A 20,315-nucleotide genomic window follows, 5' to 3' on the forward strand; every position below is an offset into this window, starting at 1 on the left:
CAATTTCCGCATGTCCATGCCGTCGACAGCAGTTACCACCAACAGCACCCTTTTCGAGCAAAACCTGACGCCTTGACTCTCGAGGTGCGGCATCTGCCACCCCTGCGAGAGCACACATCACGGCCCGTGCGGTCAGCGGGGCGAGTCCTCGCGTACCCCTGTGATCAGGGCGAAGGCCTTAGCTCGACATTCCTGCCCTGGCTGCCACGCTGCCGCGGCTGGGCCATCCGCGGTCAAGTCCCCCTACCTTCGGCAGATTCTCTTACGAGCCGCAGAAACTCTTCAGGGGCGTCCCTTGTTGATGCCGGCGCCCGCCCGGCGCGACAATCGCGGTAGCCACGACAGCAGGCGACAGGATTGATCGAGGATGGGAAAGGTGGAGCGGTGGCGCTGCATCCTGAAGGCATGTTCACCAGCGGGCCGATCGCGCACCTTGTCGGGCTCGCCGCGGGCGGGCCCGACCCGCTGGAGTGGGAGGTGCTGCGGTTCACGCGGGTCACCCGGACCGATCACTGGGACGTGACCTGGCGGCACACCGCACAGCCGCTTGCCTCACAGCTGGACTACCTGGCCACGGCCTTCAGCGAGAAGTTCTTCGCGGCCTGCCCGCCGGACGCACGCCGGGCGTGGACCGCGGCCGCCGGGCCAAGGAGCGTGCCGGAGTTCATGTCCGAACTCGCGATGCTGCTACGACTCGCGGACCGCCAGTGGCCCGCCGGATACGACGACGTCCCGTTGGCCCAGTGGGAGGTGCTGGCCCAGTTCCCGCTGCTGCTCGCGTTGGACTCCTGGGCGCACGACGGGGAGCACGTATCGTACGAAGCAGCCCTGCTGGCCTACATCGCAGCCGAGCACCCCTTCTGCTACTACGAGTTGATCCCTCGTGTAACCCAGGCGCTGGAGGTAGGGGCACTCAGCACGCAGTGCGACGCCTTCGCCAAGTCGTTCCTGAGCCTCGTCCCAGCCGCGACGCCCGAAACCCTCGGTACCCTGGCCCGGGTCTCGTTCGCCCATCTCACGGAGCACCATGGCTGATCGGCCTGAACCGCACACCACCACGCTCCACGACCAGCCGTTTCCCGAACTGCTCGGATACCCGTGCGACGTAGTGGTCAGCAGCGACGGACAGTGGATCGCGAGCAGTTCGGTGCTGCACCGGTACAGCCGCGTCGCCGTGTACCGCGCCGCCGACCTGTCCTGCGCCCACTTGCTGACCTTCACGACGGAGGCCGAGTCGATCGCCTTCCACCCCACGCTGCCCCTCCTTGCCATCGGCCTCGACAACGGCGACGAGTACGACCGCAAAGGCGGCCTCACCCTGCTTGAGTGCGACACGGGCCACCGCGTCGACTTCGCCGACCCGGCGTGGGGCATCGAGCCGGTCCGCTGGCTGGACGACCACACCCTCGAACTCAACTTCTTCACCATGGACAACGAGGGCGCCCCCTGGACTGCCCGGGCGACGGTCGTACGGGCGAACTGGCGCAACCTCCCCTCCGATGCCCTCGACCTGACCGCCCTCGACCGGACACCGCACACCCCCGAGATCCCGAGGGTGTACGACTGCATATCGCCTGCGCTGCCGCTGCTGCGCACGCTGGCCGAGCGGGCCGGACGCAGTTACGACGCGCAGGGCGGGGTACGGGCCGTGGCCGGGCTAGGCGACGGCCGCGTGCTCGCCACTCGTAAACACGTGGCCGTGGAGTGCTGGGCCGCGGACGGGACAGCGATGTGGAGCGTGCCCGCGCCCTCGGCGAGCGGCGGCACCCGGATCGCGGTGGCCGCCGACGAGCGGAGCGTGCGTGTGGCCGTCTCAGGCCCGGACGCCCGTACCCGGACCGATTTCCTGCTCGTGGACACGGTCGACGGCACCGTTCTCGACCGGCACTCCGTGCCGTTCTCGGCCACGATGTCCGCCCGTTCGGACGGAGTCTGGGCAATCCGGGACGCGTACGACCGATGTATCGGGACGGATCCGCCCACCCCGCCCAGCACACAGATATTCGCCGCCGACGGCAGCCACCGGATCGGATCGGTCCACGTGCCGGACCGATACGACCTTGTTCCGCTCCAGGCCCGCCGGTGCCCCGAGCTGCTGTACGTGCGGACCGGCGGGAAAGTGGTCGCGCTCGCCCCCGACGCGCACGAGACCATGCTCTTCTCCGTCGACGCGCCGCTCGGTCGGGTGGTGTACGTGTGCGATGCCGCCGGCGCCGCTCTGCTGCACGGGCGCACTGAACTCGTACGCCGGGGCTTCCCGTCCGGTGAGGTCCTCTGGAACAGGCCGTTGGAGTCCGAGGTCATCGACCTCGACTCGCATGCCGGGATCCTGTACGCCCTGTGCGCAGACGGAAGCCTCGTATCCGTCGACGCGGCCGACGGCACAGTACTCCACCGGCGTCCGCTGCCCCCGTACGGATGGCTCTCCCTGCACGTGGCACCCGACGGCACGCCCCTCGTCGGCACCACCGCCGGCCAGATCTTGCGCCGGCCGACGATGCGCGTACCGAGCAGGGCAGCCGACCGGTGACACGATGCGGCAGGGGCCCGGACCGTGACGCGCGGTCCGAGCCCCTGCTGCCGTAGGAGCCCTCGGCCTCCTCAGCTCTCATCGGCCGCGCCCGCCCTCGCTACGTTCGTTCGTCGGGGGACCGGCGCTTGTGACGGGCTGTCTGCGTCAACGGCACAGTTCATGCCCGCTGTCGGAGTGACGGGTTACCCCGGACGAACGACAGCCTCCGATGCGCCGCGTGAGTCCCCGCTTGCCAGACCCGACCCGTGCCGGGGCATGGCCCGGCACGGGCGCGCGTGGTCAGTGGGGTCGGGGCAGAGTTGCGCCGTGCGGGCACTGAACGGTTTCTTGTGTGTCAGCGTGGTCCTCGGATGCTGTCGATGATGCGAGTCCAGTTGTCGCTGCCGTGCCCGTCCTCGATCACCCGCCGATAGTGGGCTTGCACCGCGCGTGGAAGAGCCAGGTCGAGCCCGAGTGACGTGCTCGTCTCGACGATGTGGTCGGACGTCGCACCCATCATGGTGACCGTGCTGAGGTCACCGGGGTGCTTTCCGTCATCGAGCGCGGCGCCGGGGTTTTCTTCACCAGCCCTCACGATGTCGCCGATCGAGTCCGCGAAGGAGAGCAACTCCGGCAGCGCCTCCTCGGCCGTCACCCCCGCGGTGCCCAGCATCGCGGTGGCGTGCATCAGGCCGGACAGGGTGGTGAGGAACACCGCGAGCTGGGCCTGGTACATCATCTGGGCGAGGCCAGGATCCTCGCCCAGATGCCTTGGTGTGCCGAGCAGCGTCAACGTCGGCAGATGGCTTTCCCACGCCTCATCAGGACCGCTGTAGTAGACAAGGGCTGCCTCCGTACCGACCATCGGCGCGGGGACCATGACACCTCCGGTGAGGAAGGCGGCGTCGTGACCCGCCGCCCACGTTGCTGCCTCGCGTGTGCGGTCGGGGGTGTCGGAGCTCAGGTTGACCAGCGTCCGACCGGCGAGCGATGCGGTGGCGCTGCCGAGAACGTCATACATGGCCTGGTAGTCGGTGAGACTGAGGAGCACGAGGTCACTCGCCTCGACCGCCTCGCTGGGAGTCGAAGCACGCGTTGCTCCGGCGGTCACGACAGCGTCGGCCCGGCCGGCGGTGCGGTTCCAGACGGTGACCGGGTGGCCGGCGCTGAGAAGGGTGTGAGCCATCGCCTGGCCCATGGGGCCAAGCCCGATCACGGTGACAGGGCTCTTTTGCCTGGTGGTGCGGTTCCGTTGTTCGTTCACCCCTCCATCCTCGGAGAGCGCCACTAGTCTCGGAAGTACCCACTATTTTCTGCGGTACTTACCTTTTCGTAAGGGGATCAGCAATGGCCAAGGCGCCCAGATGCGGGCCTTACATCTGCGGCATCGACGCTGCGCTCGATGTGCTGAGCGGCAAGTGGAAGGGAATGATCCTCTGGGAACTGGACACTCACCGTGTACGCCGCTTCGCCGAGCTCCGTCGCGGCCTTCCAGGAGTGAGCGAGAAGATGCTGACGCAGCACCTGCGTGAGATGGAAGCGGACGGTCTCGTGCTCCGAGAGGTTCATGCGGAGGTGCCGCCGCGGGTGGAGTATTCCCTGACGGAGCACGGGCGCATGCTCAATCAGGCGCTGGGGCCGCTGGGCGCCTGGGGAGATGAGCGGATCCGGCGGGAAGGCCACGAAACGATCACTGTGGTCGCGACTTCGCAAGGCTAGTGACCTGAGCCTGAGAACCCCCGCCCGCGCCGGTGTGAATGAGCGTCGTGGACCACCTGCAGCCCTGCTTCCGGACCTGGACACGGGGCTGCGCACCCTGAGCACGACGCTGCCTGAAGGCCGCGGTCGCCGGCCCGGTCGCCTGTCCGACTCCCAGTCGGTGCGGCCTCAGCCCTCGCGCAGGGTGGGTCCGGCTGGAAGGGAGGTTGCCGGCCGCCCCCGAGCGTTCTGTGGCCGGGCGGGTGCCAGGATTCCGTGTCACCCGCACCGGGCCACGGGCGGCCCGCCCATTCGCACTCCGGGATCGCGCCTTCCCAGTCGTCAGTGCGCCGGTCGGCCCAGGCACGGGCCACCATGACCGGTCGGGTCAACACGGTGTCGGCGAACGACTGGACCCGCATCACCAGACCGAGCCCGTTGACTCCGGGGTTCCCCCGCGGACCGTAGGACACATCGAGCACTTCGCACCTGTGAGCGTGCAGCAGGAACCGTTCCAGATCGGCGGGGACACATCCGGACAACTCCCTTCCCCAGAGGGTCACCTGGGGTCCGCGGACCGCGTCGATCGCGACGCAGTGCAGCTGGCCGTCGGCGAAGTAGGCGTACACGGCGGGCTGCGCACGACCCACGCCGAACTCCACCCCGAGGGGCTCCGGGAAACCAGGATCGGCCTGGAACTGTCGGATCTCGGTCATGCCTGGAAGCGCTGCGCCGACCTCAGCGATACGCATGCCGAAACGCAGCGGCCCGACACCTTCCAGGGGCATCAGTTCCCAGTCCAACCGGCTGGCCCTCTTCGCGGCGCCCCGAGGCACTGCTGCCGCCATTTCTCCTTCCGCCCCCCGTCGCTACCGAGCTGCGCCGATCCTCGGCACCAAGCCTCACCCCGGCATTGCAGCAGGCTCAAGATCATTTAAGCAACCCCTGGCGCACTGGTCTCAGAAAGCTCCAGGGGTAGGCCTGCACAGCGGCTGTGTGGGGAGCCGAGGTTATGCAGAAGGGCAACGACTGCCGCCAGCACTTCCGCCGAGGGGGCATTGAGCCTACACACGCAAGCGCCGTCGGCCTGGGCGGCTTCGGTATCAACCTGAGAAGTGTGGAGCAAGCGTTCGCGCCTACGTCACCCCGTCGGGTCGCGGCCGGGCCAGGGGCCGAGCCCGAGGCTTGCTACGCCATAACGGCGCATACGCGCAATGTCTGGATCACCCGCGACAGATGCCGGCCCGGGTGTGCCGGAGAGCCGGTTCGCGTCCCCGTGCAGGGTGAAGGGCTTGACGGCCTTCGACCGCGAGACGCCTGGTGGACACGGCGGCGGTGCCCGGAAGTGCCACACCTGCTGTCCAGCAGCCGGTGCAGCCCCAATACACGCTGAACTGCAGATTTCTCCTGCCCGGAACGAGATGTCCGTGTCAGGCCACACCGCCGTACGTACCCCCGGGGGGGGCGGGCAGAGGCACATGGGTGCGCGGACTATGCGTCAGCCTGCCGGTCCGAGCGCGCGAACGTGCGCACAGGCGGATGCGGATGAAGCGGCGGGGATGCGCATGCGGCGCAGAAGATCACGTGTGGCGCGCAGGGTCAGAGTGCTTCGCCAAGTGGTACCGGGGTGACGGGATCGGAGGTGCGACAAGGCGCGGGTGCCGAGCCCGGTGGAGTGGAGGTGGTCGTCGATGTCGACGCCACTGATCACGCCCTCACCGCACGCGGTGCAGACCCGGTAGTGGATCTGGCCGACGACCTTGCGGACATGCACCAGGAGCAGACATTCCTCACCCGGACCGGCTCTGTCGGGGACATGAGTGGAGAGGAACTCGACATCGCGGTAGGCGAAGATCCTGAGGCGAAGCCGCTTGCCGAATCCCGTGCGGCGCCCGTGCTTCGCTCCCCGTGAGGGCGGCTCGGAGGCGGAGCGGAAGAGGGTGCTCGAGGGACGTGCGTGTTCTCCGGACATAGACATCGTGTGCCCAAATGACCGCCTCTCACCCTCCTGCGCTGTCTCCCGCAGCGTGCTCAGCCGCCGATCGGGCCTGTATCCCGCGTACGAACCCCCTCTCGTGGCCGACGGCGGCCAGGCTTTGGAGGCCGGCACAGCACTGCGGAGCCCTCGTCTCGGTCCCCCGCCGACGGCTCGCCCTGGTCGTTGCCACGCGCCGGCCCTCGGAGCCGGTCGCCATGGCGGCCCTGCCCGGCTGAGACGGCAGCCGGGATCATGCTGTTCCGTCGCGGCCCCGGGTCGACGCGAAAACATGCGTCCGACTACGGGGTGTGCGGAAGCATGCGGAGTCCAGGCGTCCGGATACCAGGTCGTCGGTGGGCGGTTCCGAGGACCGCGCCGGCTCCCTCCCCCCTTCGGCTCTTTCACGGAGCACGACCCGGCATAGAGGCGACGTCGTCGGGCACACGGCAGGTCCAACGTCGATTTGAGGAGTCCGTCATGATGGTTGTCGGAATCGTTGCCGTGTGCGTCGTCCTGGTCGTTCTGGCCTTCTTCGTTCCGCGCCTGTCGCGTCATCCGGAGCGGGGCACTCAGCGCACCCTGGGGCTGGGTTCGCGCGCGGGCGGCAAGGCACCCGGCGTGCTGGGGCGCATCTTCAGTAAGCCTTTCCGCAGCAGCTCCAAGGCCGTCGGCCACAGCGGCTCGGCCGGCCGTCGCGCCCGTGGTCGTATGCCCTTCTGACGGCTTGCGGTTCCGCCGCAAAGAGATCTCGCCACCGAGCGGATCCTCGTCGCCGAGCAGTACCAGGGCATGGGCGACGGTGAGTCGGGCACGACTGGTCCGCATGTCGAGAACTCAGCGGTTCCAACCCGGGTTCGCCTCGGCTCGAACCGCAGAGCTTCGCCTTCACGGTGCTGCTCGCGTCCTCTGAGGACCGAATCGGCGCTCCGGTCAGTCTCGGCACCACCTGTGGGACTGCGGACGGAGCGCGTGAAGGCCGCGAACAGCGGCCAGCGCGGCAGCGTCGAGAACGGACACTGCACCGGGTGCGGGCCGCGAGGGCTTGCCGGTCCGGCAGTGCTCAGCTACGCCTTGGGGGCCCGCGCCGTCCAGCCGGGCCCCCGGCCATGAACTCCTCGATCAGCTCCGCCGCATTGGCGTCCGCGGTCAGCCGGAACATCGCATCCGGATCGAACATGTCGTACAGAATCACGGGGACCGGCCGGCCCAGCACCTCCACGATCCTGCCGCTCTCGTGGAGGCGTTGGGCCGCCCTGACACACACCTCGTAGAACCACTCCACCAACTGCGAGTCGCAGTCGTCCGGCTCATCGTCATCTTCGTACCAAAGCCCCCGGGACTCCGCCTCCCGCCGGTGGAGTTCGACACCTTCAGGGTCGCGCCCGACGAGCCGGACTCCTTCGAGGCCGGTCTCCGGGAAGCACGCATAACTCCAGCGCGACTCCCAGGAGTCCGAAAGCCTCTCCGCCTCTTCCGCGGCGTCGGCCTCGGTCGTGTAGCCGACCGCCACGTACGGCCATCGTGGATCCTGGTCGACGCTGTCGATCCGGAACGTCACCGCGTAGATGCCGCCGTCCGGCGGGAACTCCCCCACGACGTCGTCAGCGACCCGTTCCACATGTTCCTGAAACGCCATATGACTTCCTCCCCGAACAGGTCAGAAAGCATAGACCCCCGCTGGGCGAAGGCAGATGCGTAGGGCGCCACGCTGCGGGCGGGAGCAGCGTGGCCATCCCCCACTCACCGGCCGGGAGGCGGCGGCCTTCCTCAACAGCCACCGGGCGTCACAACCAAACGGTCCGATTCTGCGTCCTCCTCGCAGTACCCTCTCCGGCCACGCAGGTACGGAGCAACGCCTGGAGGAACATCATCGCCGCATCCGCCCCGCAGCAACCCGACCATGCTCCACGCCCCCGCCGGATGGCCGCAGTCGGCTGGACGCTGTTGGGCTGCCTGGGCGGTGTCGTGCTGACCACCGCATTCGTGACGGCGCTGTGGTGGCCGCGCACAGAGGTGACCTACCGCAGCAGCGCCCCCTCATCGGTGGCCTACGACGACCAGTCACCGCACTTCCTCGGGCTGGTGCACAAGCACACCCTGTCCGGACGGAACACGTACAGGCTGGTCGTCGGCAGGGATTCCAGCCTGTCCTACGGACATTGGGTGGACCTCGACGCCGTCCTGGGAGCCAAGGGGATCCGGTCCGCCACGTGGACTGAGTCCGGAGTGCGCGTGCGTTTCCCGACCGGTCACGAGATCTTCGTGCCTGCCCGTTCCTTCATGTACGGCAGGTGACCCCCACCAAGCCGCGCGGTGACCGCACGCGGAATGCCCGTGTGAGCGGTGGACCTGGGCGCAGAAAGGGGCGAGCAGGCGGGCCTGGGGCAGTGCGGACGGCGCCGGACCGAGGGGTGTCAGCGGGCGCGACGGATGCGGATGGGGCCGCGGGCCTTTGCCGGGTCGACGGGGTTTCCCCCCTGAGTGATCTCCACCTCGCCTGCCGTGACCAGCCTCCGGGCCGCACGGCGGGCCGGCTCCATGAGTGCGCGCCAACCGTCATCGTCCCCTTCGTACGCCGCCCGTGCCGCGTCGGAAGGGCAGATCGTCGCAGTGGGGGCACGACGCTCCAACAGCTCCAGGATGACCTGTTCCAGGTGCCGGTCCGTCTGCCGTTCGGTGTCCGTCACTTCACCAGTGTGGCACCGACGGGAGCGAGGAGCAGAAGTCGACGGGGACCGGTGGCGCGTGGCGCCGGGCGGTACCGCTCGTCAGGGTGGGGCTGGGACGCGCCTCCGGCTGCCGACAGGCTGCGGATCGGGCGGGCCGGGCCAGGAGGATGTCTGGGGTCACGACCAGCGCCCTCATGCCACAGGAAAGGATCTCCGGTTCCTCGGGCGTCGCTGATCAGGCAGTGCACTGCCGACCCTGCCCAGGCCTGCGGAGCGAGCTGCGCAGGCCTGGGCGGTCTCGCTCCGCGATCAGGAGGCGGTGATGTTCTCCGCCTGAGGGCCCTTCTGGCCCTGGGTGATGTCGAAGGTGACCGTCTGGCCTTCCTGCAGCTCCCGGAAGCCATTGGCATTGATGTTGGAGTAGTGCGCGAAGACGTCCGGCCCGCCGCCGTCCTGCTGAATGAAACCGAAACCCTTTTCGGCGTTGAACCACTTGACGGTTCCGCTGGCCATGCTCGTGCCTCTCGCGTTGGTATCCGGGTCCGCACCTCGCGGCCTCGGAGATGGCTTGGTCCGCACCACGCAGAGAAGTGCCCGCGCGGAAGCGCGGGCAGGTTGTGCGGACCACGACATCTGACGGTGACGCTACACGGGGAGACCGTTCGCCACCAGAGAGCAACGAGGAGTATGTCTCGCAATCCTGACTCCGCGTCTGCCGGCTGCGGTCGACGGGCAGCTCGTGGGTCGTTCGGAACACGCCGATCAGGGAGCGGGCTCTAGGGCGCGCCGCCCATCAGCTGTTGGTTCTCAGCCCTCGCGAGGGCTGAGAAGATCCAGGATCGCGGCACCGGTCGCCGTACGGGGCCGGGCAGGGCACGACACCAGGACCCTGACTGGACAGAGCCAGGACCGCGGACCGGGAGCTGCCGGCCGATGGACCCGGCTCGCGGTAGTCGCCCGGCGCTCAGCCTCGTCATCACGTCGGCGGTTGCGGATTTGCGGTCGCACTCAGGCCGTCCAGGAGCAGGTCGAGGCCGGCGGTGAACTGATCGCGGTCGTCGTGATCGCGGTCGTCGTGATCGCGCAGGTCGGCGGTGGCGCGGGTCAGGCGAGGGTACTCGGCGAGCTCGAGCTCCTTCCACCGTTCGGGCTCATCGACCTCTCCGACGGCGGCCCCCCGGGCCGGCAGGGGGGCAGGCGAGCAGTCCTGAGCAGCGCCCCGACGTGCCCGTCGCTGCGCCCGCAGTGGGGCTGCGCTCACGCGGCACGACCCCCGCCTCCCCTGGAGGGTCGACAGCCGGTGGTCATCCGCAGGGGGTGGCGTCACTTCCTGGTCGACGTGTGCGAGGGCGTCCCCGATATCCGCGAGGGTCACTGCACCCGGTGGTCCGCCACCTCCTCCGGGACGGCCCTCTCCAGCTCATCTCATGTGCGTTCGCTCGCCGAGGCCGCGACGACACGCGGAAACCCTGCGAGGCCTCACCCGTCGCCGCTTCGCGATGCGGAACAGCACGTACGCGGCAGCCCTCCCGAGACCGCGCACGTGCTGTGACAGAGAAGCTGCGCGCTGGAACCGTGATCGGCGATTCGGAGGCCAATGTCTCACTGCTCACCGCGCAGGAGTTCGTCACCACCTCGCGCCCGCCTGGGAGTATGAGGAGTCACCGCTGTCGCACCTCCTGGAGTACGCCCATGACCCGTCGTCACCTCATGCTCTCCGCCGGGCCCGTGCTCCCGAGCCGGGGCGCCACGGGGCGGGGCGCCGGAGGGAGTCGCCGCCGTGCTGGTGCGGTCGGTTCGAATTCCGTGGCCGCCCGAACCGCACGCACTGCTGCGCCGTGTCGCCGACTGCCCGCGCCGGCGGCCGCACCGGCACCTCTGAGGCGGGCCGCGCGCTGACCGGGGACGCGGGCGGATCACGGCCACGGACGCCGTCGTCCGATCCCCGGTCCGGCCCTCACGGATCAGTCGCCGGACCCTTACGACTCCCCCTCCCCCACGCCCCCGGAGCCCTGCCATGCCACGCGTCCTTCTCGTCGAAGACGACCCCTCGGTACGCGAGGGTGTCGAGATCGGGTTGCTCCGACGCGGGCACGAGGTCCTCGCCGCTGAGACCGGCGAGGCCGGTCTGGAGGCACTGGGCGCCTTTCGCCCCGATCTCCTGCTTCTCGACCTGATGCTGCCCGCCATGAGCGGTGTCCAGGTGTGCTGCCGGGTACGCGAGACCAGCCAGCTGCCGATCATCATGCTGACCGCACGCGGCGACGGTTCGGACATCGTCGTCGGCCTCGACGCGGGTGCGGACGACTACATCGTCAAACCCGCCCGGACCGAGGTCATCGAGGCCCGTATACGTGCGGTGCTGCGCCGCATCGAATCCCCGGTCGACGCGAGACCCGCCGTTGAGCGCCACGGTGAACTCGACATCGACCGCGCCGGACACACCGTCTCCACGTCGGGCGAGCGCATCGCCCTCGCGCCCTCCGAGTTGAAGCTGTTGCTGTACCTTTCCGCGGTACCCGAACAGGTCTTCAGCCGCCAGCGGCTCCTGGAAGAGGTCTGGGGGCACAGCTACCACAGTGACGTCCGTCTGGTGGACGCCTGTGTACGCCGGCTGCGCACCAAGATCGAGGATCCGTCCTCCGGTCCTCGGTACATTCAGACCCTGCGGGGCTTCGGCTACCGCTTCGGTCCGCTGTGAGGATGCCTGGAGCGACAGCCGCGTTCGGGCTGCGCACCCGGCTGGTGATCGCGTTCCTGCTGGTGGCCGCGGTCAGCGCCGTCACGACGGCTGCGTTGACCTATCGGGAGGCACGGAGTGCGGTCCTCGTGCGTGCGCAGGACACGGCCGTCGCCTCCTTCCGCGAGGAGGTCGAGCAGTTCGTGCCCAGCCTGCCCCTGGACCCGGATTCGCTGCGGTGGTACCTCTACGACATCGCGGCGCGCGCCAAACCCCACCCATGGATCGTCTTCGCCGAGTACGGCTCGTTGCGCGCCTCCTCGGGTGACCGTCCCGTCTCCGGCGTCCTGACCCAGGAGCTGCGCCGCACCACGCTCACGTCGCCGCACGGCAGCTTCGAGCGGGTCGTCAAGGACGGGAGCGCGTATCTGACGATCGGGATGCCGGTGATGACCCGGGTGGTCGCGGGTGGCGACGCGGTGCCGAGCGGACTGGTCCTCTTCGCTGTGATGCCCATGACGAACGAGGAGGTGGACATCAACGCCCTGGTGACCGCTGCCCGCGACGGCGCACTGCCGGGGCTGGCCGTGGCCCTGGTGCCCGCACTGCTCGCGTCGCGCAGCGTGTTGCGCCCCGTCCGTGAGCTTCGGCGGGCCGCGCGCTCCATGGGCGGTGGGCAGCTCGACACGCGCATCCCGGTACATGGCCGGGACGAGATGGCCGACCTGGCCAGGACGTTCAACGAGTCGGCAGCCCGCCTCGAACGCTCCGTCGAGGAGTTGCGGGAGGCGGGGGCGCGGGCCCGGCGCTTCGCCTCGGACGTCTCGCACGAGTTGCGCACCCCGCTCGCCGGTATGCTCGCCGTCACGGACGTGGTGGACGAGGACGCCGGGACGCTCGCCCCGGACACCGCTCGGGCGGTGCGCCTGATCAGTGCCGAGACCGGCAAACTGGCCGTCCTCGTGGAGGATCTGATGGAGATCTCCCGCTTCGACGCCCGCGCGGCGGAGCTCAACGCCGACGAGGTGGATGCGGCCGAGGCCGTGCGCAGCACCCTGTCCGGCAGGCAGTGGCTCGGCCGGGTCCGTGCCGAGCTGCCTGACGGTTTCCGTATCCGCCTCGACCCTCGCCGGTTCGACGTCATCGTGGCCAACCTGGTCGGCAACGCCCTTCGCCACGGCGCCGAACCGGTTACTGTGCGGCTGTCGGTGCGCGGCGACGTGTTGATCACCGAGGTCCACGACAGCGGCCCCGGGATCGCCCCGGACGCGCTGCCGCACATCTTCGACCGTTTCTACAAGGCGGATGCCGCACGTACCCGCTCCTCCGGCAGTGGCCTGGGGCTCGCGATCACCGTGGAGAACATCCAGCTGCACGGCGGCACGATCAGCGCGGAGAACGCACCCGGCGGTGGCGCGCTGTTCACTGTGGAGCTGCCCTTCGACGGGCCCGCGTCCGGGTGCGGCGCGCCGGGCGGCCCCCTGTCTGCGCAGAGTGGCAGGAGGCCGGCGGCCGGCCGCGCCCGGAAGGAGACCACCGCGTGAGCGAGTGGGTGTTCCGGGCGCGCCGGGCGGTCCGGCTCACCGCGGTGCTGGTGCTCGTCGGCGGGCCGCTCGTGGGCTGCGGTATTCAGGAGACGGACGTGATCGAGGCCGGCAAGCCGGCTGTGGCCGATCTGCTTCCCCCGCGCGAGGGCCGTGTGTTGTTGTTCTTCCTCTCCCCCGACGACGAACTGCGGCCCGTTCCACGGACCGTCGATACACCGTGGCGGGGTGGTTCCCTCGAGGGCTCAGCCGGGCCGGGTGATCCCTCGGCCCTCGCGGACGAGCCGGACGGGCATGACGGCCTTGGCGGCGGTTCGCCCTCGTCGAGTGGGGGGATGAGCGAGAACCTCTCGCCGCTCGCCGCCGTGAGGGCCCTGCTCGCCGGGCCGGACAAGGCCGAACGACGGGCCGGGTTCCGCAACGCTCCCTCACTGCCCCGCGTGGCGGAGGACGCGGACCGGATGGTGAGGGGTGACCGCACCGTCGAGGTCGGGCTGGACCTGCGGGTGGCACGGCTGACCGCCGCCGCCCGCGACCAGATCGTCTGCACGGCCGCGTACGCGGCGCATGCGCAGGGGGCCGTGTCCGTGAGCCTGGTCGGGCAGGAAGGCCGCCTTGCCCCAGCAGAGTGCCCCGTTCGCGCGGTCCCGGTCCCCGCACGCTGAGCCGTGGCGGAAGGCCCGCGAACACCCGATCACCAGGCGCGGAGGGCCCGTGCGCGAGCGGTGTCGCCCGGGCTGCCTTCGGCCTCGCCGGGCCCGGGTACGCAGCCGGCCGATGGACACGGGGAGGGCCCCGCGTCCTGACACCCGGCAGCGTCGACGGGCTTCACGGTGGGCCCGCGCGGGAGGGCAGTGGCCCGCCGGAACCTCCGTTCCGGCGGGCCACTGCCCTCGACTCACCCGGGACCGTGTCCCGCAGGCCGCGGTCGCCCGCACTCGTGCGCCCCCGTCGGTTCCGATTCCGAGCGCCTCACCTGCCGAAGAAGGCGTCGTGGATCGTCACCGTCGACTGGTTGCCGTCGTTGTCGGTGACGACGGCCTTCAGGGATATCGCCTTGCCCTTCTCCGGGGCGCGTACCGTGATCCTGTCCGCCTTGACCGGGGCGGGCAGCCACTTCGTGTCGTCGTACGACACCAGGACCTGCAGGTCCTTCAGGTTGGTGCCGGCCGCCGCACCCTGCACCTCGACGGGGACGGTCTGCTTGCCGCCTGCCGGAACGGTGGAGTCCAGCGCGAGCCGGGGAAGGAAACGGACCGTGGACACCGGGAGCTTGGTCGGGCTGTCGGTGCGGGCCGAGTTGAAGGTCCACGAGGCGTCGATCCGGGTCCCGGTGCGGTTGAACGTCGGGTTCCGGTGAATCGTGGTCGCCACCGTGTACGCAGCGGCTTCCGACGGCAGTGTGAAGGGTTCCTGGTCGATGGCAGCGTCCTTCTGTACGTACAGCCGGCCGTTGCGGTGGATGGTGGTGCTCGCACCCGAGTACCGGGCGACCCCGAAATGGCCCGAGCCGTCACTGACCAGAGGCAACGCGCCGTAGATGTCGTCGCCGTCGCGCACGAGTGCGTCGTCTGCTTTCATCCGCGGCCCCATGACACCGACGTTGAAGTCCTCGGTGTACGTCTCCCCCGCCGCGAACCGCCGCGGCTCGTCGAACTGGTAGGCCGAGTCGAAGCTCCAGTAACCTTCCGGGTCCGTCTCGCCCACGACACCCGCGACGATGTTCCATGCGGCCCCGTCGGCCGTGGACAGATACACATTGCGCGTTCCCGGTGTCGACCGCACCGTGTAGGCGGCCTCGACGCCCCCTCCGTAGTCCAGGATGCCGTGTGCCGCGAGGGCACCGTCGAGGCCGGGTACGGACGACCCGGTCCTCGCCTTCACCAGGGCCATGTCCTTGAGCGTGTAGGTCTTGCTGTAGCCGGTGGCCAGTTCCCGGACCGGGCCGCCGGTGAGGACGTTGTACTCGCTGGTACCCCGCTCCCAGTGCGCGGACCACTGCTGGGCGAGGGCGCCGTCGTCCATCGCGGAACCCTGGTACGCGGTGCGGAGGTTGTCGAAGCTGCTGAACTCGCCCCCCTCGATGATGAACGTCTCGGGTGTGTCCAGCGTGTACATCATTCCGGCGCGCGTGGGGCGTGCGGACGCGTCCGGCACCTCGAAGGAGACGGGCCGGGTGGTCCGGGCATCGAGGGTGACGGTGGTGGGACCGGTCACCGCGAGCTGCGGATTGTTGATCAGGTCGGCGCCCTTCCGCGGGGCCGCAGGGTCGACCAGCATGTCGGCAGCGAGGCTGTAGGTACCGCGCGGCAACCGGACCGTGGTGGTGCCCGACGACAGGTCCGGGAAGAACCGCTGGCCAGCGGCGGACCCGCGGTAGCCCTTCAGGTCGGCCTGCCAGGTAGTGCTGGCTGCGCCGTCCCGTCCGACGGTCTTGAAGGTGACGTCGTACGACTCGCTCTCACGCTCCACCGCCGCAGCGGTGCGCACGGTCTGGCCGTCTCCGGATGCGACGACCGTGGTCGAGTACGAGCCGTCGACCGTACCGCCGAGCCGGGTGTCGGCCGTCAGGTCCACGACGGTGTCGCCGCCCGCCGGGACCGTGATCCGCTGCGCCCCCAGGGTGAAGAAGCCGGTCGGGGCGGGTTGTCCGTCGCCGCTGGTGGGCGCCGCCAGCGACAGGTCCAGCGTCACGTCGGCGGTCCCGTTGTTCCGGTACCTCACCTGCTTGGTGACGGGTGTGTCGTCGGTATGGGGCCACGCCTGGGTTCCCAGGACGACCGAGCCCGGTTCGGAGACGAGCGTCTGGTCGATCGCCTTGTCGACGGTGAGCCGTCCTGCGCCCTGCTGGAACACCGAGTGGGAGCCGTCCTTGGCCGAGCCGGTCAGGACAGCCTTGATCTGGGAACCCGTCCAGGTGGGGTTCTTCTGCTTGAGGATCGCCGCGGCACCCGCGACGTGCGGGGTCGCCATGGACGTGCCGCTCAGACTCACGTATCCGGGAGGGTTCTGCCCCGAGGTGCCGGTCGCAGCGGCCGCCGTGATCTCCACGCCCGGCGCAGTGATGTCGGGTTTCACGGCGCCGTCCCCGGTGCGGGGCCCCACGCTGGAGAAGTCGGCCATCAGGCCGTCGTCGTCGACGGCGCCGACCGTCAGGGCTGCGTCGGCGCTGCCCGGTGACGCGACGGTGCCCCGCCCCGGCCCGCTGTTGCCTGCGGCTATCGCGAACAAGACGCCCTTTTCGGCGGAGAGCTTGTTGACCTGCGCTTCCAGTGGGTCGATCCCGAGGGTATCGGGGCTGCCCAGACTCATGTTGATGACGTCGGCACCCTGCGCGACGGCCCAGTCGACCCCCGCGAGGATGCCGGAGTCGTCACCGACGCCCCGGTCGTCCAGCACCTTGGCGTTGATCAACTGGGCTCCGGGTGCCACTCCCTTGAACCGGGCGTCCTTGGACCCCGCGCCTGCCGCGACCGAGGCGACGTGCGTGCCGTGTCCGACGCGGTCCCGGGCGTCCGGGGAACCGCTGAAGTTCCGCTCCGCCACGACCCGGCCCGTCAGGTCCGGGTGGGTGGCGTCGATCCCGGTGTCCACGACGGCGATCTTGACACCGGATCCGTCGTAGGAGCGGGCCCAGGCCGCCGGGGCGCCGATCTGGGCGGTGCTGCGGTCGAGCGACGCCTTCCGCGAGCCGTCCAGCCAGATCTGCGCGATACCGGAAGTCGTTGCCGCCGAACCGTCGTTCTGCTCACGGGTCAGGGCGTCCCACAGCGAGCCCTTGCTGTCGGTGGCGGCGGCACTGGTGACGGCATCGGCGTCGAGGGCCGACAGGGTCCGGCGGAGAGTGGTGCCGTCGGAGGAACGAACCCCGGCACGGGCGGACTTGGCCGCCGATCCCCGGTAGCCCACGATCACCTTGAGCCCGGCCCGGTTGGCCTTGCGGGCCTCCGGTTCGGCGAGTTCTGTGACGTCGAACAACCGCTGGTCCAGCGTGCCGTCGGCGATCAGCCGCCGGGCGTCACGTGGCACCGCATAGGTGTGGCCGTTCTGGGTCCGAGTGAAGAAGGGCATGTCCTCCCGGCCCTTCGCCCGCTCGATACCGCCGACCCGGCCACGGGAGTCCACGTCGACCCGGTCGCCGGTGATCAAGGTGACGGTGTGCACGGTCCTGCCCGCTGTCCCCAAGTCCTCGGCCTCGACAGGGGATGGCGTGTCCGGGCTGGTGGTCGTCGACGATGCCGGGCCGGTCATGCCCGCCGTCAGGACGACGGCTGCCGCGGCGACGACGGCGTACGCCTTCTTTGATCGTTTACGCAAGATTGTCCCTGCTCAGGAGTGAAGCGGGCGGGCGAAGGCCCAGCCCGCACGGGGACGTGTTCGAATCCGTACGTCCCTGGGCCATGAAGTATTCCGGGGTCGCTCAGACGCACTCAATGATCGTTGTGTAACAGCCGTTCGAGCGTGACTGCGAACACCGGAACCCCTGGTGATCGCCGAGCACGCGATGGGTGGCAGCGATGAGCAGCCGGAGCTCTCCCACCCGGTCGGGTCCGGTGCCATGGTTCGGGTCACGCGCGAACAGTGCGACGGGAGCTCATCGTTCAGGGCGCAAAAGTCCGTTTCGGCAGGGTCGTTGCGTCTCGATGAGGTACACGCCCTGGGCGAGTTCCGTCAGCTGCTGCGGGCGCACAAGGTCGACCAACCGCACGCCCTGGGGGTGGGCCGACACCGGCTGTCGGACCGAGGCCGTCGACCAGGGCGCCGGCCTCGGCATCGACGTCGAGGTCACCCGCCGCGAATCGCGCCAGAAGGGATTCGAGGGCATTTCTCGGCGCCGGGTCGTCGAGAGGACCACGGCCCGGCTCATGAACGACCGTCGCCCCGCCGGCGACTACGAAACCCACCCGCACTGCTCCGAGGCCACGATCCACCTGGCGATGGCCGCCCTCACGAGCCGCGGACTCACCCGCGAACCAACCCGGAACCGGCGAAACAGCTGAACGCCGGCGGAGTCGATTCGCCCTCGTGTGCGTCACAGCAGGCAGGGATACAGGCTCACGCTGTCGCGCTCGACGCTGATCTCGACCCACGTCCCGTCAACCGCAATGGGTGGCGGCGGATCGGCGACGTCGAACAGGATCTGCGAGCCATCCACGTCCAGCACCACCCCGCCGTCACCCGTGAGTCTGAGACGACCTCGGAAGACGACCTGACGGCCGTTCACACTCAACGCGGGCGAGGGAAATTCCGCTGGTCGAGTGTTACCACCCCAGGCCACGTCGTCATCGACGGTCCACTCCACATGACGCTCGCAGCCCACATCCGTCGGGGCTCCGCACCAGAGCGCGACGGCCACACCCGCCTCCGAGCGCACCCGAACCATCGCAGCGCCGCCGGAGATCTGGCGCACTGCTTCTATGTGGACCAACACCCCGCAATCATCCATGCAGGGCCGCCGCACCAAACACCCCCCGTCAACACCACAGAACGCTCTTGGGCTCAGGCCCCATGTCGCCGCTGCCCCGGGCCGGCCGGGGCAGGGAAACCCGCTCGACCTGACCACGTCCGTGTGGAGATCATGGGGCATGGAATTCCTCTGCTACCACCGCGACCGGCCCGGCTCGCTGCCGCTGCGCGACGCACTTCTGGAAGAGCACTGGTCATTCATGGACCGGTACGCGGAGGAGATGATCGCTCGGGGTCCGACCCTCGCCGACGACGGCGACACACCCACCGGAAGCGTGCACATCGTCGACCTGCCCGATCCCGCCGCTGCCCGCGCGTTCGCCTTCGACGAGCCGAATTACCAGGCCGGCGTCTACCGGGACGTGCTGCTGCGACGGTGGCGCAACACGCTGAGGAGCACCATGTGGGACTTCCCCGGCGGCCGGACCGGCGGCAACCGATACCTGGTGCTCGGCCTCGGCACGGGGCCGGCCGCCGACCTCGTGGTACCGCCCGACCACCGGGACCGGTTGATCGCGTACGGGCCACTGCTGTCCGACGACGGCACCACCTGGCTCGGCACGGCCGTGTTGGCCAGGGCACCGGACCCGGACACGGCTCGCGCCATCCTCACACCGGACCGGTACTCCACCATAGAAGTGCACAACTGGCAGTTCGGTGGGCGCCCTTCATAGCCACGGCCTTCACCTGGCGCCACCGCCGAGGACATCCGGATCCCTCGGCCTCCCCGTGCCGCACCGGAATTCACGGCGACATGGACCTGGTGCACACCGGTGGGCTCGTGGGCTCGCGCTGAAGAACCTTCAGTCCGCACGAGAGAGCGGAGACCGCCGTGCAGCGCGCGGCGGGCCCAGGTACCGGGCACGCAGCGCGCGAGCAACGTACACGTTCCTCATTCCGCGCCCGGACGGCGGAGCTCGCGTGCAGTCCTCGTGACCCGGCCGGGGCCGGACCACGGACGTGCGGGGAGGCGTGGTCGGGTCCAACGGCTCACTCCGGCCGTCGGACCCGACCACGCCCCCGAACCCCGGTCCGAGCCGGGTTCACGGTCCGCGCCAGAGATTGGCGAACGCCGAGTTCTCGATGGACCGCCTCTGGCGCACGGCCTCCAGCTCCATCACCGCGTCGTGGACAACGGCCACCACCGTCGTCACCGCCTCATCATCGAGGTCGGACTCGTCCTCGGATCGCTCACCGTCGATCCCCACGACCGCGGCGAGGGCTGCCAGGACGGGTTCCCGCTCCTCCCAGCGCTCGGTTGCCCGGCGGCGTGCCGGCGTATCGGCCGGCTCGACGCGCTCCGGGCCGAAGGGCAACCGGCCGTCCCGCTTCCGCGTCAGCTCACCGGCCTCCTGGAGGGCGGTCTGGTACACAGCCGAGAGGTCTCGGCCCCGGCGCCACAGCCAGTCCTCGATCCGCTCGTGGGGCGCCTGTCGAGCGAGCCCCGCCTCAGCCTCGCTCAGCAGCCCGTCGTCCAGCGCCGCTGGTGCACCCGGCACGACGCGGTCGCCGTCGACGGTGACCGCCCCCGTTGCGATGAGATCGATGAGCTCGGCTCCCGCGAGTGCGAGCGACAGGTCGCCCTGTCCCACGGAAGGCTTCGACCTCGGGTCCATGGCGATGATGAACAGGTCTTTCGCCGTGGTCATGAACGGCTCCCCTCAGAACATCGACAAAGGTTCGTCGCCCCACCGGTCCGGTCCGCATCCGAGCTCGGCCCGGCGGCGACGCGACTGTCCACGATCAGTATCGCCCCGGCCGCCGCGGC

General features: G+C 69.6%; 19 protein-coding genes. 11 read left to right on the forward strand and 8 right to left on the reverse strand.

Annotated elements, in window-relative coordinates:
- Nucleotides 1-384: 384 nt before the first annotated feature.
- Together OG927_RS00670 and OG927_RS00675 are read left to right on the forward strand one after the other, a co-directional pair.
- On the forward strand, nucleotides 385-1,035 hold the full coding sequence (locus OG927_RS00670) for a hypothetical protein (protein WP_319099408.1): 651 nt from the start codon (nucleotides 385-387) through the stop codon (nucleotides 1,033-1,035).
- The gene (locus OG927_RS00675; protein ID WP_319099410.1) at nucleotides 1,028-2,530 is read left to right on the forward strand and encodes a PQQ-binding-like beta-propeller repeat protein; all 1,503 of its coding nucleotides are present in this window, start codon (nucleotides 1,028-1,030) and stop codon (nucleotides 2,528-2,530) included. Before OG927_RS00670 ends, OG927_RS00675 begins: the two co-directional genes overlap by 8 nt.
- A gap of 337 nt (nucleotides 2,531-2,867) precedes the next feature.
- Here the strand turns inward: OG927_RS00675 and OG927_RS00680 are convergent, their stop codons facing one another.
- Nucleotides 2,868-3,776, reverse strand: coding sequence for an NAD(P)-dependent oxidoreductase (locus OG927_RS00680; protein WP_056790064.1), 909 nt, complete (start codon nucleotides 3,774-3,776; stop codon nucleotides 2,868-2,870).
- A gap of 83 nt (nucleotides 3,777-3,859) precedes the next feature.
- Here OG927_RS00680 and OG927_RS00685 point away from each other — a divergent pair, with 83 nt between their 5' ends.
- The 3 genes from OG927_RS00685 (at nucleotide 3,860) to OG927_RS00695 (ending at nucleotide 6,908) form a co-directional block, all read left to right on the forward strand.
- Complete coding sequence (locus OG927_RS00685) at nucleotides 3,860-4,231, forward strand: winged helix-turn-helix transcriptional regulator (protein ID WP_056790060.1); 372 nt, start codon at nucleotides 3,860-3,862, stop codon at nucleotides 4,229-4,231.
- Nucleotides 4,232-5,891: 1,660 nt separating this feature from the next.
- Nucleotides 5,892-6,122, forward strand: a complete 231-nt coding sequence (locus tag OG927_RS00690; protein WP_330319495.1) for a hypothetical protein — start codon at nucleotides 5,892-5,894, stop codon at nucleotides 6,120-6,122.
- Between the two features lie 543 nt (nucleotides 6,123-6,665).
- Complete coding sequence (locus OG927_RS00695; protein ID WP_056790055.1) at nucleotides 6,666-6,908, forward strand: DUF6411 family protein; 243 nt, start codon at nucleotides 6,666-6,668, stop codon at nucleotides 6,906-6,908.
- 340 nt (nucleotides 6,909-7,248) lie between these two features.
- Here the strand turns inward: OG927_RS00695 and OG927_RS00700 are convergent, their stop codons facing one another.
- Nucleotides 7,249-7,824, reverse strand: a complete 576-nt coding sequence (locus tag OG927_RS00700; RefSeq protein WP_274922993.1) for a hypothetical protein — start codon at nucleotides 7,822-7,824, stop codon at nucleotides 7,249-7,251.
- Between the two features lie 284 nt (nucleotides 7,825-8,108).
- Between OG927_RS00700 and OG927_RS00705 the strand changes: the two genes are divergently transcribed.
- Nucleotides 8,109-8,483, forward strand: a complete 375-nt coding sequence (locus OG927_RS00705) for a hypothetical protein (RefSeq protein WP_274922992.1) — start codon at nucleotides 8,109-8,111, stop codon at nucleotides 8,481-8,483.
- A gap of 119 nt (nucleotides 8,484-8,602) precedes the next feature.
- Here OG927_RS00705 and OG927_RS00710 read toward each other — a convergent pair whose 3' ends face one another.
- The 3 genes from OG927_RS00710 to OG927_RS00720 all read right to left on the reverse strand — a co-directional run bounded on the left by OG927_RS00710 (nucleotide 8,603) and on the right by OG927_RS00720 (nucleotide 10,118).
- Entirely contained in the window at nucleotides 8,603-8,875 is a 273-nt protein-coding gene (locus OG927_RS00710; protein WP_056790050.1) for a DUF3253 domain-containing protein, read from the reverse strand.
- A gap of 291 nt (nucleotides 8,876-9,166) precedes the next feature.
- Complete coding sequence (locus tag OG927_RS00715) at nucleotides 9,167-9,370, reverse strand: cold-shock protein (protein WP_056790045.1); 204 nt, start codon at nucleotides 9,368-9,370, stop codon at nucleotides 9,167-9,169.
- A 463-nt stretch (nucleotides 9,371-9,833) separates the two neighbouring features.
- Complete coding sequence (locus OG927_RS00720; RefSeq protein WP_330319496.1) at nucleotides 9,834-10,118, reverse strand: hypothetical protein; 285 nt, start codon at nucleotides 10,116-10,118, stop codon at nucleotides 9,834-9,836.
- A 756-nt stretch (nucleotides 10,119-10,874) separates the two neighbouring features.
- On the opposite strand from OG927_RS00720, the gene OG927_RS00725 reads away from it, so the two are divergent.
- Genes OG927_RS00725 through OG927_RS00735 form a run of 3 tightly spaced genes read left to right on the forward strand, consistent with a single transcriptional unit; the run spans nucleotide 10,875 to nucleotide 13,746 of the window.
- Nucleotides 10,875-11,558, forward strand: a complete 684-nt coding sequence (locus OG927_RS00725) for a response regulator transcription factor (protein ID WP_056790040.1) — start codon at nucleotides 10,875-10,877, stop codon at nucleotides 11,556-11,558.
- A gap of 2 nt (nucleotides 11,559-11,560) precedes the next feature.
- Complete coding sequence (locus OG927_RS00730) at nucleotides 11,561-13,081, forward strand: sensor histidine kinase (protein ID WP_056790037.1); 1,521 nt, start codon at nucleotides 11,561-11,563, stop codon at nucleotides 13,079-13,081.
- Nucleotides 13,078-13,746, forward strand: coding sequence for a hypothetical protein (locus tag OG927_RS00735; protein ID WP_330319497.1), 669 nt, complete (start codon nucleotides 13,078-13,080; stop codon nucleotides 13,744-13,746). The genes OG927_RS00730 and OG927_RS00735 overlap by 4 nt, the downstream gene beginning before the upstream one ends.
- A 307-nt stretch (nucleotides 13,747-14,053) precedes the next feature.
- Here the strand turns inward: OG927_RS00735 and OG927_RS00740 are convergent, their stop codons facing one another.
- Complete coding sequence (locus OG927_RS00740; protein ID WP_056790034.1) at nucleotides 14,054-17,398, reverse strand: S8 family peptidase; 3,345 nt, start codon at nucleotides 17,396-17,398, stop codon at nucleotides 14,054-14,056.
- Nucleotides 17,399-17,724: 326 nt separating this feature from the next.
- Here OG927_RS00740 and OG927_RS00745 point away from each other — a divergent pair, with 326 nt between their 5' ends.
- Nucleotides 17,725-18,081: a hypothetical protein gene (locus OG927_RS00745; RefSeq protein WP_056790033.1), complete on the forward strand. Its 357-nt coding sequence runs from the start codon at nucleotides 17,725-17,727 to the stop codon at nucleotides 18,079-18,081.
- Nucleotides 18,082-18,113: 32 nt separating this feature from the next.
- Here OG927_RS00745 and OG927_RS00750 read toward each other — a convergent pair whose 3' ends face one another.
- Entirely contained in the window at nucleotides 18,114-18,491 is a 378-nt protein-coding gene (locus tag OG927_RS00750) for a hypothetical protein (RefSeq protein ID WP_242424420.1), read from the reverse strand.
- 175 nt (nucleotides 18,492-18,666) lie between these two features.
- Here OG927_RS00750 and OG927_RS00755 point away from each other — a divergent pair, with 175 nt between their 5' ends.
- Entirely contained in the window at nucleotides 18,667-19,221 is a 555-nt protein-coding gene (locus OG927_RS00755; protein ID WP_056790026.1) for a YciI family protein, read from the forward strand.
- Nucleotides 19,222-19,590: 369 nt separating this feature from the next.
- Here the strand turns inward: OG927_RS00755 and OG927_RS00760 are convergent, their stop codons facing one another.
- Nucleotides 19,591-20,196: a GOLPH3/VPS74 family protein gene (locus OG927_RS00760; protein WP_124283349.1), complete on the reverse strand. Its 606-nt coding sequence runs from the start codon at nucleotides 20,194-20,196 to the stop codon at nucleotides 19,591-19,593.
- Between the last annotated feature and the right edge of the window lie 119 nt (nucleotides 20,197-20,315).

Source organism: Streptomyces clavifer (assembly GCF_036345975.1).
In the GTDB taxonomy this organism is placed as follows: domain Bacteria; phylum Actinomycetota; class Actinomycetes; order Streptomycetales; family Streptomycetaceae; genus Streptomyces; species Streptomyces clavifer.

Coding starts and splice junctions, on each gene's coding strand:
- OG927_RS00675 (WP_319099410.1), top strand. CDS start 1,028: ATGGCTGATCGGCCTGAACCGCACACCACCACGCTCCACGACCAGCCG.
- OG927_RS00685 (WP_056790060.1), top strand. CDS start 3,860: ATGGCCAAGGCGCCCAGATGCGGGCCTTACATCTGCGGCATCGACGCT.
- OG927_RS00695 (WP_056790055.1), top strand. CDS start 6,666: ATGATGGTTGTCGGAATCGTTGCCGTGTGCGTCGTCCTGGTCGTTCTG.
- OG927_RS00700 (WP_274922993.1), bottom strand. CDS start 7,824: ATGGCGTTTCAGGAACATGTGGAACGGGTCGCTGACGACGTCGTGGGG.
- OG927_RS00705 (WP_274922992.1), top strand. CDS start 8,109: ATGGCCGCAGTCGGCTGGACGCTGTTGGGCTGCCTGGGCGGTGTCGTG.
- OG927_RS00715 (WP_056790045.1), bottom strand. CDS start 9,370: ATGGCCAGCGGAACCGTCAAGTGGTTCAACGCCGAAAAGGGTTTCGGT.
- OG927_RS00725 (WP_056790040.1), top strand. CDS start 10,875: ATGCCACGCGTCCTTCTCGTCGAAGACGACCCCTCGGTACGCGAGGGT.
- OG927_RS00730 (WP_056790037.1), top strand. CDS start 11,561: ATGCCTGGAGCGACAGCCGCGTTCGGGCTGCGCACCCGGCTGGTGATC.
- OG927_RS00745 (WP_056790033.1), top strand. CDS start 17,725: ATGAGGTACACGCCCTGGGCGAGTTCCGTCAGCTGCTGCGGGCGCACA.
- OG927_RS00755 (WP_056790026.1), top strand. CDS start 18,667: ATGGAATTCCTCTGCTACCACCGCGACCGGCCCGGCTCGCTGCCGCTG.
- OG927_RS00760 (WP_124283349.1), bottom strand. CDS start 20,196: ATGACCACGGCGAAAGACCTGTTCATCATCGCCATGGACCCGAGGTCG.